The sequence below is a fragment of the Paenibacillus sp. FSL R7-0302 genome, from assembly GCF_038006885.1.
GTDB lineage: Bacteria > Bacillota > Bacilli > Paenibacillales > Paenibacillaceae > Paenibacillus_AQ.
Map to the genome: position 1 here is coordinate 1,204,121 of NZ_JBBOWB010000002.1, position 14,975 is coordinate 1,219,095.

A 14,975-nucleotide genomic window follows, 5' to 3' on the forward strand; every position below is an offset into this window, starting at 1 on the left:
ACTGCCGTAACATTCGGGTACAAATATAATAGAGAGATATAGAATGTAACCTGCGCTTTTGATCCTGCGGATTCTGCCGGATTCAGAAGTGCGAGGGTACACAACGTTTAGGAGGATTACACAGCATGTCCAAAACCGCCAAAATTGTCATTCTACTCATCGCCGTCATTGCGGTCGGCTGGGGAATCGGGAAGTATACGTCCCCTTCCGCTTCCCCGGAGAACGGAACCAATATAAACACAGGTGCAGATCTGGGAGCTGAGGGGCCGGATGCAGCGCCAGAAGCTTCGGCAGTGCCTACGGATCGGCCGGCTCCTGGAAGCTCCGGGAACAATGATGCGCAGATGGTGGTAGCCGAGCCGGAGAGCATAACGGTCATGGTCAATAAGCAGTACAGCCTGCCTGATCAGTATAAGCCTGCCGATCTGGTCTACCCGGACGTACCTTTTATCTTCTCGGAGAAGATTGAGAAGCGGATGCTGCGGCGTGAAGCGGCTGCGGCGCTGGAGGAGATGTTCGCGGGGGCGAAGGCGGACGGGGTCTATCTGGCCGGTGTATCCGGCTACCGTTCCGAATCGACCCAGAGAAGGCTGTACGATAACTATGTCGCCAGAGACGGCGAGGAGAAAGCCCAGACCTACAGCGCGATGCCCGGTCACAGCGAGCATCAGACGGGGCTGGCCATTGACCTGTCCGGCAGAGACGGCAAGTGTGCGGCCGAGAGCTGCTTTGCAGGGACGAAGGAAGCAGAGTGGCTTGCCGCCCATGCCGCTGAATACGGCTATATTATCCGGTTCCTTGAGGGCAAGGAGGCCATTACCGGGTACAAGTACGAGCCTTGGCATGTCCGGTATGTAGGCAAGGAGATTGCCGCTTCCATCGCCGAAAGAGGGATTACACTCGAAGAATATTATGACGCCGTCCCGGTGTCGAATTAACCCTGCACTATAATCAGGCGGTCCCGCGATTTGCGGGGCCGTTTGTGTATCTGGGCGGGAGTAGCTCGTCACCAGTATCTGCCCAGTATCTGCCCTTCCATAAATGGGGCAAGATTTGAAGCTGCGTTCGTAGCGAAAAAACAGGGATAAGTGTATTCCGTGCAACTAAAAACGCTGAAACGGAAGGCTTTTCCCTCCTAACTGTAGTCTGTACAACTAAACTTGCCCGGATGGGCGAAAATTCAGGTATAGAGGTAGTTTAATTGCACGAAATACAGCTAAACATAGATTTAGAGGCACATCCGGCGATTTAGTTGTACAGACTGCAATTAAGCGCTGGATCTCCACAATGAAGTGTTGAGACTCTAAATGGGCGCTATAGTAAGCGGTTGCAAATCTGAAGCTACAGAGAATCATGCTAGGGTGAGTTAAGTATACACTCTGATGCTACAAGGTGCGCTAATGCCGGGTAATGTACACTCTAATGCTACAAGGTGCGCTAATGCCGGGTAATGTATACTCTGATGCTAAAAGGTGTGCTAATGTTGGGTAATATATGCCCTGATGATGCGCGTCACAGGAAATAAGTGGATTCCATCCAACTGCTGCGGCGCAATTGAATCATCCACCGGAAGCAGTTGGATAATGAGCACTTAATTAATCAATATTCAGCAAAAGTACCAAAACGCCACCAACTAGCTGCTCTTTTTCCACTTGCTTCCTGCCAATCCTCTGAAACCGGGAAAATAAGATACGTTTATCCACTTACATGCTGCTGAAGCGGGCGGAGACTCGTTCGGGAACGGTGGTTCACCCCCGGGAACGCTGGTTAAGTAGTGGGAAACCGCACACTATGAAATGGGAGGCGTTTCTTGATGTCTGAACATAATCATGTGGTGAGTAAGGACGGCAGTGTGACCATGAACCGGGTAACGGAGGCGCTGGACCGGATCGATCCGGGACAAAAGGAAATGATACTGGACAACTTCGAGCATTTCAAGGCGTATTTAGGTAAGCGCATTCAACTGGCGCAAAAAATCGGTCTCAGCGACGAACAGCTGGCGCTGGCCGCCGAGAAAATCGCCGGTTATCTGGCAGCGTATGAGGAACCCCGCAATAGTGAAGAGAAGCTGCTGCTGGAATTGTGGAAGGCCGGGAACAAGGAGGAGCGCCACCGGCTGGCGCATATGCTGGTGAAGATGGTGCAACAGTAACAGAGGCAGCGCCGGTAAGCAACAGGAGCACTACCAGTATCACCAACAGCAACGAGCAACATGGCTCCCTGAAAAAGTAACATGAACAGCATTGTTGCATTCATTCCTATGAAAATAAATCCAGGCGGTTCCGTGATCCTTGCGGAGCCGCCTGTTTCCTGTGCAAGTACCCTTTGACACATCAGTCTGTGGCTGAACCGTATCTTGGGCCCGTGCGTTTGCTAGGACGGCATTACAATCTTCCGGTTGTGAATTACATCGGTACGGGTATAGTTAGTATAGGATGTACGGTACTCTGAAGCCTCTACAATCCAACCCATTGGAGTTGTTCTCATATGAAATTAAGCATTCTCGATCAATCCCCGGTGCCGGAGGGAAGCACTCCGGCCGAAGCGCTCCGGCAGACGGCGCTGCTGGCCCGCGAAGCGGAGCGGCTCGGTTATCACCGCTTCTGGGTCGCGGAGCATCATGCTGCGCCGGGCCTCGCCAGCTCCAGCCCGGAAGTGCTGATGGCGCATCTCGCTGCGGTAACCTCAGCGATCCGCATCGGCTCGGGAGCGGTGCTGCTCCCGCATTACAGTGCGTTCAAGGTCGCTGAGAATTTTCGCGTCCTGGAGGCGCTATATCCCGGGCGGATCGATCTCGGGATAGGGAGAGCGGCAGGCGGCGGTGCCCTGGCCGCCAAAGCACTACAGGATACCCGTGTGACTATTGACGACGTTGACCGGTACGAGCAGCAGATTCAGGAGCTGATAGCCTATCTCTATGAATTTGAGGGCGGAGCAGCCCCGCAGCGTTATGCCGGATTAAGGGCAACGCCTGCGGTGGACTCAGCGCCGGAAGTCTGGCTGCTGGGCTCAAGCCGGGAGAGTGCGGTGCTCTCGGCCCGGCTGGGTACCGGGTATGCCTTCGCCCGGTTCATTGCCGGGAATGGGGGAGCGGACGCGGTGCATGAGTACCAGGACAGCTTCGCGCCATCCGTGGCTGCTGCATCGCCGAAGCCGCTGCTTGCGGTGTTCGCCGTCTGTGCGGAGACATCGGCCGAAGCAGACCGGCTGGCTGCCAGTATGGATCTCTCACTGGTTAGCCTGGAGAGGGAACACCTCTCTTCCCCGACCCCGTCTGTAGAGACTGCACTGAACTATACATATACCCCGTACGACCGTTTCACCATTACGGATAACCGGAAGCGGATGGTCATAAGCTCGCCTGCTGAAGTCAGGGAGCAGCTTCAGCTGCTGGCGGACGAATACCGCTGCGGGGAGCTGATGATTTCTTCGCATATCCATGAGTTCAAGGACAAGCTGCAATCCATCCGGCTCATCGCCGAAGCCTGCGGGCTGCAGCGCAGGGCGTAGCCTTTGCCGCCGGAATTTGGTTTTGGCTGCGAATAGGGTAGAATGAAGAGGTTAATTATATAGCCGAAAGGAAGCGAAGCAGAGATGTCGATTTATAGTTTTGCAGGAGTGACGCCTTCGGGTACAGAAGTGCCGTTCAAGGACTATGAGGGCAAGGTACTGCTGATCGCCAATACGGCCAGCAAGTGCGGACTGACCCCGCAATACGGAGATTTGCAGAAGCTGTACGAGCAGTACGGGGACCAGGGGCTGGTGGTGCTGGGCTTTCCATGCAACCAGTTCGCCGGTCAGGAGCCGGGCACAAGCGAGGAAGCGGAGTCCTTTTGCCAGATTAACTATGGGGTTACGTTCCCGGTGTTCGCCAAGGTCGATGTGAATGGTCCGGAGGCGAGCCTGCTGTTTCAATATTTGAAGGGCCAGCAGCCGGGTGACGGCGAGAGCAGTGATATCCAGTGGAACTTCACGAAGTTCCTGGTGGACCGCAGCGGCAATGTAGTGGCCCGTGTCGAGCCTAAGGAATCACCGGAGAGCATGAAGGGACTTATCGAATCCCTGCTGTAATGAGGCTGAAATCACCCGCTCTGAAGGCTGGAGCCAGGCTATACGTGTTCTCCCGGATAGTGGTGCAGATGCGCCCGGTCCGGGAGTTTTCTATACAATTAAGTTTCACCCTGTATGAAAATTATCCTTGAATCTTTTCAGAGACCCTGTATTCTTTGAAGAGAAATGCTTCGCCTGACTACATGAATCGCATACAGGAAGCAAGGATGCAGGATAATAACGGCAGGAGGGTTACATAACGGCATGAGGTTAATTACAGAGGTAGCATCGGCAGCGGGGATCAAGGAGGAGCATCTGGAACTGTACGGCAAATACAAAAGCAAGCTGTCGCCCTCGCTCTGGGCAGAGCTGAAGCACAAACCGGACGGCAAGCTGGTTCTGGTGACCGCGATGAATCCAACACCGGCAGGTGAAGGCAAGACGCTGACGACCATCGGGCTCGCCCAGGCGATGAATGCAGCGGGTGTACGCACGGTAGCAGCGCTGCGTGAACCTTCGCTCGGTCCCTGTCTGGGAATGAAGGGCGGAGCGACCGGAGGCGGCAAGGCGCAGATCGTTCCGGCAGATGAGATTAACCTGCATTTCACAGGGGATATCCATGCGGTGAGCGCAGCGCATAACCTGCTCTCGGCGATGATCGACAATCATATGTTCCAGGGCAACAGTCTGGGGCTTGATCCGCAGCGGATCGTCTGGAAAAGGGTTATGGATATGAATGACCGCAGCCTGCGGAATATCGTGACCGGCATTGGCGACGGCAACGGAACTGTGCGGGAGAGCGGCTTCCAGATTACAACAGCCTCCGAGATTATGGCTGTGCTCTGCCTGTGCAGCGATCTTGCGGATCTGAAGCAGCGCCTCAGCCGCATTCTGGTCGGGTATGACCATGCGGGCCAGCCTGCAACGGCACAGGCGATTGGAGCCGTGGAGGCGATGACTGCGCTGCTGAAGGAGGCGGTGAAGCCGAATCTGGTGCAGACGCTGGAAGGAACCCCGGTCATTGTGCATGGCGGCCCGTTCGCCAATATTGCCCACGGCTGCAGCAGTGTGATAGGAACCCGCTACGCGCTGAAGCTAGGCGATGTGGTGGTGACGGAGGCAGGCTTCGGCGCGGATCTGGGCGCGGAGAAATTCATGGACATCAAATGCCGCCAGGCCGGGCTTGCTCCTGCGGCTGCTGTCCTGGTGGTGACGGTGAAGTCGCTGAAATACAACGGCGGCGTCCGCAAGGAGGAGCTGTATGAGGGCAACCGTCCGGCGCTGCTCTCCGGATTGTCCAATATGGTGCGGCATATTGAGAACCTGCGCAAGTTCGGTGTGCCTGTGCTGGTGGCGCTGAATCATTTTGAAGGGGATGCTCCTGCTGAAGTGAATGAGGTGCTGGAAGCCTGCGGGCGGCTGGGTGTACCTGCTGCAGTATCCAAGGTATGGGCGGAGGGAAGCGCGGGCGGACAGGAGCTGGCGAAGGAGCTGATGAAGCTGTTGGACCGGGAAGAGCCTGTGAATTATGCGCCGCTGTATGAAGACCATCTGGATATTCCGTCCAAAATCAACCGCATCGTCACGGAGATCTACCGTGGCGCGGGAGTAGCCTTCTCTCCGGCAGCCAAGCGCAGTCTCGCTGTCATTGACCGGCTGGGTCTGCACCATCTTCAAGTCTGCATGGCCAAAACCCCGTATTCCTTCTCGGATCAGCCCCGGCTGCTCGGCGCACCGGAAGGCTTCACTATGGGCGTCCGGGATATTACCTTGTCCCTCGGGGCAGGATTCGCTGTAGTGATCACCGGGAACATGGTCACGATGCCGGGTCTCCCCGCCAAGCCCGCAGCAGAAGGCCTGCTGGTCGATGAGGAGGGCGTAATTTCGGGTCTGGAATAAGACAGCATCAGCTAATAGTTGTAGTTTGGCCTCACTTTACCGTAGATATGCTGCGGAGGGTGAGGCTTTTTTGTATGCCAAAACAAACATGTCTTTCAAGGCACAACCCCAGCATGAAAATGAGCAGCGCGCCTAAAAACAGAACGAACACAATGGGACTGGGCGCGCCGCGTAGGCCGAATGTAATCGAAAAACCGATCACAATTGAACCGGGAGCGCCGCGTAGGCCAAATGTAATCGAAAAACCGATCACAATGGGACCGGGCGCGCCGCATAAGCCAAATGTAATCGAAAAACCGATCACAATGGGACCGGGCGCGCCGCATAAGCCAAATGTAATCGAAAAACCGATCACAATTGGACCGGGTGCGCCACGTAAGCCAAATGTAATCGAAAAACCGATCACAATTGGACTGGGCGCGCCACGTAGGCCAAATGTAATCGAAAAACCGATCACAATGGGACTGGGTGCGCCACGTAAGCGGAATGTAATCGAAAAACCGATCCCAATTGAACAGGATGTGCCGGGTGCGCCGCGTAGGCCAAATGTAATCGAAAAACCGATCACAATTGGACCGGGCGCGCCGCGTAGGCCAAATGTAATCGAAAAACCGATCACAATTGGACCGGGAGCGCCGCATAAGCCAAATGTAATCGAAAAACCGATCACAATTGGACCATGGGAGCGCCGCATAAGCCAAATGTAATCGAAAAACCGATCACAATTGAACCGGGCGTGCCGCGTAGGCCAAATGTAATCGAAAAACCGATCACAATGGGACCGGGCGCGCCGCGTAGGCCAGATTCCCTCTTGTTGTTTCCTGCTCCTGGCAGACATAATGCCCCTCCTCCGGGGGAAACTAAGCCAAGGTTGAAGAGGGAATCGGCGGCACAATTGGAGTGGATGATGTGGTGGAACTCCAAAGTGATTAAAATTTGAAATTGTGAACAATGTGAGAAAAATCACAATAACTCTTGCAATGTGATAAATATCACAATATAATCAGTGTATAAAGTGAAAACAATCACAAATGCATAGTTTTATAAGCACAGTCACGAGCTCACAAGCCCTACTAAATAAGCTTTTCAACTTGGAGGAGGAAGAAATCATGAAAGTAGCAGTTATTGGATGTACCCACGCCGGAACGGCCGCCATTGTAAATACCGCACAGTTATACCCGGATGCACAGATTACGGTGTACGAGCGCAACGATAATATCTCATTCCTGTCTTGCGGCATTGCCTTATACGTTGGCGGTGTGGTCAAGGACCCGCAGGGACTATTCTATTCCTCCCCGGAACAGCTGGCTGCGCTGGGTGTGCAGACGAAGATGCGCCATGAGGTAATCAACATTGATACCGCCCGCAAAACCTTGAAAGCCCGCAACCTCGTGACCGGCGAGGAAATGGAAGATACTTATGACAAATTGATTATGACAACAGGCTCATGGCCGATTGTGCCTAAGCTTGAAGGAATAGAGATGGAGGGCATCCTGCTCTCGAAGAACTACAATCACTCCAACACCATTATCGAAGAAGCGCAGAAGGTGAAAAGAATTACTGTGGTCGGTGCCGGATATATCGGGGTCGAGCTGGTGGAGGCTTTTCAGATGAACGGCAAGGAAGTTACGCTGATTGATGGGGAAGACCGCATCCTGAGCAAATATCTCGATGAAGAGTTCACCGCACCGATCCAGCAGTCGCTTGAGGATCACGGCATTAAGCTGGCGCTGGGCGAGAAGGTCGCCTCCTTCGCTGGTGAGAACGGAAGAGTGACCAAGGTGATTACGAGCAAGGGTGAACATGAGACCGATCTGGTGATTCTCTGCATCGGCTTCCGTCCGAATACCGAGTTGCTGAAGGGTCAAGTGGATATGCTGCCGAACGGCGCGATTATGGTTAACGATTATATGCAGACCAGCCTGCCGGATGTCTATGCTGCCGGTGACAGCTGTGCGATTCATTACAATCCGACGGGTAAACACGCGTATATCCCGCTGGCCACCAACGCAGTGCGTATGGGAACGCTGGTTGCCCGCAATCTGGTCTCGAACACGATCCCTTACATGGGTACGCAAGGAACGTCGGGTATCAAGATCTACGAGGACAATATTGCCGGAACCGGACTGACTGAAGAGGCTGCCAAGGCTGAAGGGATGGATGCGGAAAGTGTCATGCTGATCGACAACTACCGTCCGGAGTTCATGCCAACCTTTGAGCAGGTTCAGGTAAAAGTGGTCTTTGACCGTGCCACCCGCCGCATTCTGGGCGCGCAGATTATGTCCAAGATGGATCTGACGCAGTCGATCAATACCGTATCGGTCTGCATCCAGAATAAGATGACTGTAGACCAGCTTGGCTTCATCGACTTCTTCTTCCAGCCGCATTACAACAAGCCTTGGAACTTCCTGAACACCGCAGGCCTCCAGGCTCTGCCGAAACTTGCTGCAGTCAAAGAGCCAGTACACGCATAATTGTAAAATATAAAATGTTCTGCCGGAGCCCATTCAGGGCTCTTTTTTTGATGCGGCAATAGACAAGGAGAGCTGCCTCTCAAGTCAACTTCGACTTGTTGAGGCAGCTCAACTTTAACGATACGTGTCGATTACGATTGATTGCGATACCCGGAGATTATATTCTTGACGGCGATAGGATTGCTGTCTGTGGGTCCAATCTCAATAGCAGGCAGGGCCGTTGCGTTTGCGGTTGTCAGATCAATCGGGCGAATCGCTCTTGATTCTCCCACATAAGCCTTAGTGTCGGAGAAGAATGCCAGATCGCCGACAGAAGTAAGCGGAACGAACCGGGTCTGGGCGCGTGTAGTGTTGAAGATTTGCAGACCTCCCGTCGGTAAAGAAGTTGGTTGAATTGTGACCCCAATATACACTTGCCTACGCGAAAGCCGGATTTTATCCTGGCCTTTATAACTGGTGACATCTGGAAGGGCATTGCCATATATGGTTCCCATCCAATCAGCGTACAGGTCATTAAATAGTTTCAGATAGCCTCTATCGTTTTCCGTGGTGCAAAACAATAATTTGTTGTCCAGGTAGACGCCGGATACCGTGTTATCCAGCAAACTTGAGGTCGTAGGCTCGCCTTGTACATCACCGTCATAAAAACAGAGCATACCGGTCTTTCCAAGAGCGATTAGCGAATACCCCTCCGGGTGGACGACCAGTGGATTGTGTGCCGTGTCAAAGGTGAGCTGAAATTGGGACCCGTATGGATGAACGCTGTCATCCTCAATGGATATGGCGGCGACATAATCTCTTCCATCGGCAACCTTACAGGCTACATACATATAGGAGCTATTCTCATTGCTCGCCAAGGCGAAAGGCCGGCCTGGACCGACATCCACATTTTTCAAAACCGTATTCGTAGGAGAATCAATAATCGTAACGTTCTTATCTCCATAATTCGCCACATAGGCTTTCTTGCCATTCGAAGCAACCAAGACTGCAACGGGACGGGCAGGATTGGAGCTCATATTGCCCACGGGAACCGTATTGAGAATGCTATGGGATCTCGTATCAATAATGGAGAGTGAACCGATGCGGGTATTCGCTACGAATAGCTTCTTCTCGTCGGGGTCCATAGCCATAGCGCCAGGGTTAGCACCTACCTGAATCCGCTTGATGATCCGATCTTCTGCAGGATCAATAACAGCGACATAGCCATGTTGATAGTCAATTTCATAAGTCACGTAGACATAAGGATCGCGTGAGGGTAATTTCCTGTTGCTTGCTTCTGCCTTGTTTAAATTCATGGATTAATCCCCTTTCCTGGTGTTGAACCGGATGGACTTCCCGGACCCGGAGGACCGGCTGGCCAGATGGGCAGGCGCACCAGATGGAATACGGATGCCGCATTTGGAAGTCTGCTGTAGGGTATGTATGAATTCTCCAGCCCGACTAGCATAATGTCCTGCCAGATTGTCAAAAAGGGCGGAAATAACGAAGAATAATAGAATCCCACGAGGAAAGCCCATAGGAAAGAACTGCCTCTTTAGGGGAGACATCCGTTTTCTCTTTGTACCGCAGCACCAGCTTTTATGGTAAATTTGACATGTCAGTGAAAACTTTCACGTGGTTTTTATGATAGTGACTTTTATCACGTAAATGTGATTGGGATCACGTTACAATGGCATAAAGGAACAAATTTTAAGTAATTAGAAGGGGATAGGAATCATGGCTTATAACAAACCGCAGGGAATCGCTGAAGTCACGGTAGAGAACGGAGTGAAGAAGGCACATAATCCGCTCAGCACTGTACTCATTCTTGGTTTCTTGGGAGGAGCGTTTATCGCGCTCGGATTTTTGCTGGATATTCGTGTCATTGCAGGTGCGCCTGCCGAGTGGGGGTCCATTGCCAACTTTATCGGAGCAGCCGTATTCCCGGTCGGACTGATCCTGGTGCTGCTTGCCGGAGGGGAACTGCTGACAGGGAATATGATGGCGGTGCCGCTGGCGTTCATTGCGAAGAAGATTTCGTTCTGGGAAGTCATTAAGAACCTCGTGCTGATCACACTCAGCAACCTGGCGGGTGCCTTATTCGTCGCTTATTTCTTCGGTCACATCGTTGGTCTTACATCAGATGGCGTGTATCTGGAGAAGCTGGTAAGTATGGCGGAGCATAAGATCGATGCTACGTTCCTGCAGGCTTTTATCTCCGGGATCGGCTGTAACTGGCTCGTAGCGCTGGCGGTATGGCTGTCGTACGGGGCAGACAATTTCAGCGGCAAAATCCTCGGTATCTGGTTCCCGACCATGGCGTTTGTAGCCATCGGCTTCCAGCACGTTGTAGCTAACATGTTCCTTATCCCTGCTGCGATCTTCGAAGGACATTTCACCTGGGGCCAGTATGTGGCCAACTTCGTTCCGGTCTGGCTGGGCAATCTGACGGGCGGCGCAATCTTCGTGGCTGCGGCGTACTGGATGGCTTATCTGCGCAAGGAGCCGGGTGCTGTGAGCCCAGCCGCAGGCGTACCTGCTGCTGGATTGAAGAAACACGCTTAATCTACAGATTTTGACCCGGTGTGAATCACATCGCTGGTCTGTAACATAGCTTGGCCTAAGCACTTCCTGCTTCTCGGCACCCTGCACCAAGGGATTCGTAGAGACAGGGAGTGTTTTTGTATCGGGTACAGCAGGATCATCCTCCGGACAAAACAAAATTCACCGTGCAATCCGATTCGGGGGAACGAAATCGGATCTCACGGTGAATAAAATAGGGAGTGTTTCATATGGTTCATTACCCCGGCTTCCGGGGAACGAATCAGTGCGGGCGAGGTATTTTTCTTTACGTGTGAAAGAGCGGGTTATAGAATATTAATATCGCTGGCGGCGGTGAAGACAGGATTGATTTTCAATAGGATAATTCCCTGGTTTCCCGCGATACAGCATTAACGCGTATGCTTGCCCCGCCCCCTGTTTTGGGATGATACTGGATGGATTAATGACAGCTATGTTACAGGGGATGACAGACAAGATATGAGATTCATGCAGGCCTATCCGAAGGAAATTAAAGTATTTTTGATTGCCAGTCTTATTAATGCTACCGGCAGTGCGCTGATGTGGCCGCTGGTTACAATGTATGTATTCGATGAACTGGGACGCAGTATGAAGGACGCGGGAATTGTGCTGCTGGTGCAGTCACTCGGCGGGATTGCCGGTCAGCTGCTGGGCGGTTCGTTGTATCATAAGGTAGGAGTGAACCGCCTGATTGTCGGCGCATTAGCGATGAATGCCTTGACGCTGTTTGCCCTCCCGTGGGCGAGCGGAAGCTGGAGCGTATTCATAATCGTCATGGGTCTGATGGGATTGTTCAACTCCCTCTCCCTCCCGGCGATCCAGGCGTTTATCGGTTTCCGGTTCGCGGAGCAGCGCGCAGAGCTGTTCAATATCATCTATGTTGCCAATAATATAGGGGTAGCCCTGGGAACCGCGCTGAGCGGCTTCCTGGGCAATTATATGCTGAGCTTTGTGCTCAACGGGGTGACCTCGGCCGTATTTGCCGGATTCTTCTTCGTCTATCTGCGCAAGGTAGGGACGGCACCGGCTCATAGCACAGTATCGAAAAAGCAACCGCAGCATGAAGTGTCGGGCTGGAGACTCCTCGGCCATATACGGATCTATCTGTTCATGGCGGTGGGCTCGATGTTCCTGCTGATCGGCAATTCGATCTGGAACAGCGGAGTCTCGCCGTTCATTATCTCGGAAGGCTGGTCGAAGCAGCTATACGGCTTCCTCTGGACGCTGAACGGCGTGCTGATCTTCGCGGCGCAGCCGCTGGTCAGCCTGATCAAGCGCGGGTTCGCGCAGACGTCAACCGCGCAGATGACAGCAAGCGCCGTCTTTTACCTGGGCGGGTATGCTGTAATTCTGTTTATGCCAAGCTATCCGGGGATGCTGCTGGGTATGGTGCTGGCTACCCTTGGGGAGATGCTGATCTCTCCGGCGATGCCTTCCTTCATCTCGGAGCATGCCCAGCGCAGCGCGCCGTTCTATCTCGGACTGAGCGGCGGAATTGGCGCAATCGGCCGTGTCATCGGGCCTTATCTGATGGGTGTTCAGTTCGACAGGGGCGGTCTTGCGCCAACCGGCTGGCTGGCTTGCGGCATGGCTGTGCTGTCCGTAGGATTCTTCGCGCTCCACGCCTATATGAACCGTTCCGCTGTACAGCTTGAGCGCAGGGCTGCATAATCGTTCATGCTGCAACTAATCCTTTTACTAACTGCTTAGTAAGGCAAGGGGTGTATAATAATGCAACCAATTAACAGAGATGCTGCACTGCTTATCCGGCCCTCCGAAATCAAGGATGCCCGTGAGCTGATCGTGCTCGATAATATGATCTGGACGGAGAATACAACCCCGGGTCCGCTGATGTGGCGCTCTCGGGAGGACTATCTGCTGCATGCGCCGCCCGGCTCCCAGCTTGTGGCCTTGCAGGACGGGGAGCTATGCGGTTATGTCGGCTTCGGCTGTCCCAGCGGGATGGAGAGCAACCGCCATGTATGCGAGGTGAATATCGCTGTGCACCCGCGCTTTCAGCGGCTGGGTGTAGGCAGCCGATTGATCGCGGAGATCAAGCGCCATGCTGCGAGGCATGGAATCCGCAAGCTGCGGCTGCGTGTGCTCTCCTGCAATACACCGGCGCTTCAGTTCTACCGCAAATGCGGATTCGAGGAAGAGGGACGGCTGCGGGAGGAATTCTACTTAAGCGGACGTTATGTGGATGAAGTATTCATGAGCTGCAGGCTGACGGGAGGAGAAGGGGATGGAGAGTGAAGTGAAGATGCAAGTCGTCTCGCTTAATGTAGGCAAGCCGAAGACGGTAGAGTACCGCGGTAAGCCGCTGGATACCGGAATCTACAAGCTGCCGGTAGCCGGTCCGCTTGCGCTTCGGGTGGGTGGGTTCACCGGAGACGGGCAAGCGGATCTGGTCAATCATGGAGGCCCTGACAAGGCAGTCTGCGTCTATCCGGTGGAGCATTATGCCCACTGGGAGGAGCGGCTTGGCCGGAAGCTGGAGGTTTCCGCCTTCGGCGAGAATATCACGGCGCGCGGACTGCTGGAGACTGAGGTGTGCATCGGGGATGTGTTTGAGATCGGTACAGCACTGCTGGAGGTGAGCCAGCCGCGCTTCCCGTGCTTCAAGCTCACGCAGAAGCATGGACCTGCAGATATGCCGGCCCAGGTGCTGTCCACCGGTTACAGCGGCTTCTACCTTCGCGTGCTGCGTGAAGGCAGCCTTGCGGCCGGGGACCGGATTACCAAGCTTGCGGGCGGAGCAGGCCGTATCCCGGTGAGGCAGGTTCTGTACTCGATGGAGCATGGGCGCAAGGATCATACGGGCCTTGCGGAGCTGGCCGGACTGGAGAGCCTTGCGGCTGGCCTCCGGGAGCGGTTCCAGAGATGGCTGGATGCGGCGGAGGGCTAGGACGCTCGTCCCTCTCCACCCCGCGTGCACATGCCACTCCGCCCAGCCCTTCAAGCAAATAACCGCAAACAAGTGGAACAAGTCCAGCTAAAATAGTTAGTTTCAGCCCAGCAGCTTCCATTCGCTGCGCAGCAGGCCGTACACCGCGTGGTTCACATAACCGGCAGGCAGCTTCTCCGCCTGGCGGATGACCCCTTCGAAGATAAATCCCAGCCGTTCGGGGATCGCTCTGCTGGCCATGTTGCCTGTGGCACAGCGGATCTCGATGCGGTTGAGCTCCAGCTCCAGCAGGGCATAATCGACAAAGACCCGGCAGGCGCTGGTCATATAGCCTTGTCCCTCATAGCCTTCGCCCAGCCAGTAGCCGATGCCGACCGAGCGGTTATGCCAGTCAATCTCGTGATAGCCGATAATACCGGCCAATTCCTCCCGGACCCACAGCCCGGCGGTGAACCCGCCGTTATCAATGCCTTGCTTCACGGAGTTCTTAATGAACGTGGTGAGATGGGCCTGTTCGGTTACGCCGTCCACCCAAGGCAGCCACTGCCTGAGCCGGTGGCGGGAGCGTTCCACCAGAGCGAACATCTGACGGGCATGCTCCGGCATGAGCAGCTTCAGCTTCAGCTCTTCATCTATGACATAATTAAACATGCGGCTGCCCCCTATACGTTATGAGATATAACCCACGCTGAACTAACGCTTCCTCCACTCCAAGGCGTAGATGTCTTCCTCCAGAGCCTGCATGCGCTGGAGGGTAAGTGTGCGGCAGTCGCTAAGCGCCCCGTTATAGATCGCCGGTCCCAGCTCCTTCAGGAAGAACTCCAGCAGATTGTCTGCGGCCAGGTGGCCGATCGTTTCCCCGCGCTCCGTCTCGAAGTAGGCACGGATATTGTCCGTAATCATATCGCGCTGCTCTTTAGGCAGTTTTACCGGTTGCATAAGCATCCCCCTTGTCTTAATATTCCTATATTTATCATGCTACTCCATCGCCGGGAGAGAAGTCAAAGGATGCGGGGGCTGCTCAACTTTTATTGAACATTCCCGGCTTAACGGGTATATTAGTAGGAAACATGTTCATACAAGGA

The 14,975-nt window shown here is 54.0% G+C and carries 14 protein-coding genes; 11 read left to right on the top strand and 3 right to left on the bottom strand.

Going from position 1 to position 14,975, the window contains the following annotated elements; translation table 11 throughout:
• The first annotated feature begins 125 nt into the window (after positions 1-125).
• The 7 genes from MKY96_RS31070 (at position 126) to MKY96_RS31100 (ending at position 8,423) form a co-directional block, all read left to right on the top strand.
• On the top strand, positions 126-938 hold the full coding sequence (locus tag MKY96_RS31070; RefSeq protein WP_340946468.1) for a M15 family metallopeptidase: 813 nt from the start codon (positions 126-128) through the stop codon (positions 936-938).
• Positions 939-1,813: 875 nt separating this feature from the next.
• Complete coding sequence (locus tag MKY96_RS31075) at positions 1,814-2,152, top strand: DUF3243 domain-containing protein (protein ID WP_340751213.1); 339 nt, start codon at positions 1,814-1,816, stop codon at positions 2,150-2,152.
• Between the two features lie 335 nt (positions 2,153-2,487).
• Positions 2,488-3,510 carry an LLM class flavin-dependent oxidoreductase gene (locus MKY96_RS31080; RefSeq protein WP_340946471.1) on the top strand — a complete coding sequence of 341 codons (1,023 nt, stop codon included), beginning with the start codon at positions 2,488-2,490 and terminating at the stop codon, positions 3,508-3,510.
• Positions 3,511-3,594: 84 nt separating this feature from the next.
• Positions 3,595-4,071 carry a glutathione peroxidase gene (locus tag MKY96_RS31085; RefSeq protein WP_340946473.1) on the top strand — a complete coding sequence of 159 codons (477 nt, stop codon included), beginning with the start codon at positions 3,595-3,597 and terminating at the stop codon, positions 4,069-4,071.
• Positions 4,072-4,314: 243 nt separating this feature from the next.
• On the top strand, positions 4,315-5,949 hold the full coding sequence (locus MKY96_RS31090) for a formate--tetrahydrofolate ligase (protein ID WP_340946475.1): 1,635 nt from the start codon (positions 4,315-4,317) through the stop codon (positions 5,947-5,949).
• Positions 5,950-6,101: 152 nt separating this feature from the next.
• Entirely contained in the window at positions 6,102-6,656 is a 555-nt protein-coding gene (locus MKY96_RS31095) for a hypothetical protein (protein ID WP_340946477.1), read from the top strand.
• Between the two features lie 402 nt (positions 6,657-7,058).
• Positions 7,059-8,423 carry an FAD-dependent oxidoreductase gene (locus tag MKY96_RS31100; protein WP_340946479.1) on the top strand — a complete coding sequence of 455 codons (1,365 nt, stop codon included), beginning with the start codon at positions 7,059-7,061 and terminating at the stop codon, positions 8,421-8,423.
• Positions 8,424-8,554: 131 nt separating this feature from the next.
• On the opposite strand, the gene MKY96_RS31105 is transcribed toward MKY96_RS31100, so the two are convergent.
• Positions 8,555-9,718, bottom strand: coding sequence for a YncE family protein (locus MKY96_RS31105; RefSeq protein WP_340946481.1), 1,164 nt, complete (start codon positions 9,716-9,718; stop codon positions 8,555-8,557).
• 421 nt (positions 9,719-10,139) lie between these two features.
• Between MKY96_RS31105 and MKY96_RS31110 the strand changes: the two genes are divergently transcribed.
• The 4 genes from MKY96_RS31110 (at position 10,140) to MKY96_RS31125 (ending at position 13,890) form a co-directional block, all read left to right on the top strand.
• Positions 10,140-10,967: a formate/nitrite transporter family protein gene (locus MKY96_RS31110; protein WP_076080893.1), complete on the top strand. Its 828-nt coding sequence runs from the start codon at positions 10,140-10,142 to the stop codon at positions 10,965-10,967.
• A 474-nt stretch (positions 10,968-11,441) separates the two neighbouring features.
• On the top strand, positions 11,442-12,653 hold the full coding sequence (locus MKY96_RS31115; RefSeq protein WP_340946483.1) for an MFS transporter: 1,212 nt from the start codon (positions 11,442-11,444) through the stop codon (positions 12,651-12,653).
• Positions 12,654-12,713: 60 nt separating this feature from the next.
• On the top strand, positions 12,714-13,238 hold the full coding sequence (locus MKY96_RS31120) for a GNAT family N-acetyltransferase (RefSeq protein WP_340946484.1): 525 nt from the start codon (positions 12,714-12,716) through the stop codon (positions 13,236-13,238).
• Positions 13,228-13,890: an MOSC domain-containing protein gene (locus MKY96_RS31125; RefSeq protein WP_340946485.1), complete on the top strand. Its 663-nt coding sequence runs from the start codon at positions 13,228-13,230 to the stop codon at positions 13,888-13,890. The genes MKY96_RS31120 and MKY96_RS31125 overlap by 11 nt, the downstream gene beginning before the upstream one ends.
• Before the next feature lie 102 nt (positions 13,891-13,992).
• Here MKY96_RS31125 and MKY96_RS31130 read toward each other — a convergent pair whose 3' ends face one another.
• Positions 13,993-14,541, bottom strand: coding sequence for a GNAT family N-acetyltransferase (locus tag MKY96_RS31130; RefSeq protein ID WP_340946486.1), 549 nt, complete (start codon positions 14,539-14,541; stop codon positions 13,993-13,995).
• A 42-nt stretch (positions 14,542-14,583) separates the two neighbouring features.
• Positions 14,584-14,829, bottom strand: a complete 246-nt coding sequence (locus MKY96_RS31135; protein WP_340946487.1) for a DUF2164 domain-containing protein — start codon at positions 14,827-14,829, stop codon at positions 14,584-14,586.
• Positions 14,830-14,975: the final 146 nt, after the last annotated feature.